Below are 663 nucleotides of genomic sequence, written 5' to 3'. Positions count from 1 at the left end.
CGGCAACAGCGCTTTTTTTCTGTCGGTGGTTTTGATTCTCGTAATCCACAACAGTATAAATATGTTATGATTAATGGTCGTAATGGCAAAATGGAAATCTTACCAGGTAAGGCAGGATTGCCTGAAGAGGCTAAGCAGATTGTTTTGAGTACGCAACATCCCAAAAAAGTCACAAAGGTTGCTTTAGGCCGCTATCACCAGCAACTGGTTTGGGAAGTAACTTTTGTGAATAAAAATAAAACTTATGGTTATTATTTGATTAATTTTAAAAATACTAAAATTATTCAAGAAATAGATAATCTTTAAAAGTAGTGGAGGAAAATTTAATGCAACAAATTAATATTATTGATGCTCCTAAGCACGTAGATGAAGAAGTAAAAATTGGTGTTTGGTTAACAGATAAACGTTCATCAGGAAAGATTGCCTTTTTACAATTACGGGATGGCACAGCTTATTTTCAAGGCGTAGTAGTCAAAAGTGATGTTAGTGAACAAACTTTTGAATTAGCCAAAAAATTGCGTCAAGAAACAAGTTTTTATGTGACAGGCGTAATTCATCAAGATAAACGTTCTCATTTTGGCTATGAAATTGAGATTTCTAATTTAGAAGTTGTGGGCGAAAGCGAGAATTTCCCTATTACACCTAAAGAGCATGGTATTGAAT

At 33.9% G+C, this 663-nt stretch carries 2 protein-coding genes; both read left to right on the top strand.

Features of this window, described 5'->3' with window-relative positions; translation table 11 throughout:
* Positions 1-306, top strand: a 306-nt coding sequence (locus EQ827_RS08825; RefSeq protein ID WP_181190604.1) for a PepSY domain-containing protein, incomplete at its 5' end; no start/stop codon positions are given.
* A gap of 20 nt (positions 307-326) precedes the next feature.
* Positions 327-663: OB-fold nucleic acid binding domain-containing protein (locus EQ827_RS08820; protein ID WP_258231833.1), on the top strand; the 337-nt coding region annotated here is incomplete at its 3' end.

The sequence above is a fragment of the Bombilactobacillus bombi genome, assembly GCF_013607485.1.
Lineage (GTDB): Bacteria > Bacillota > Bacilli > Lactobacillales > Lactobacillaceae > Bombilactobacillus > Bombilactobacillus bombi_A.
Note: the sequence above shows the minus strand (reverse complement) of the source record. Positions and strands in the feature narration are given on the sequence as shown.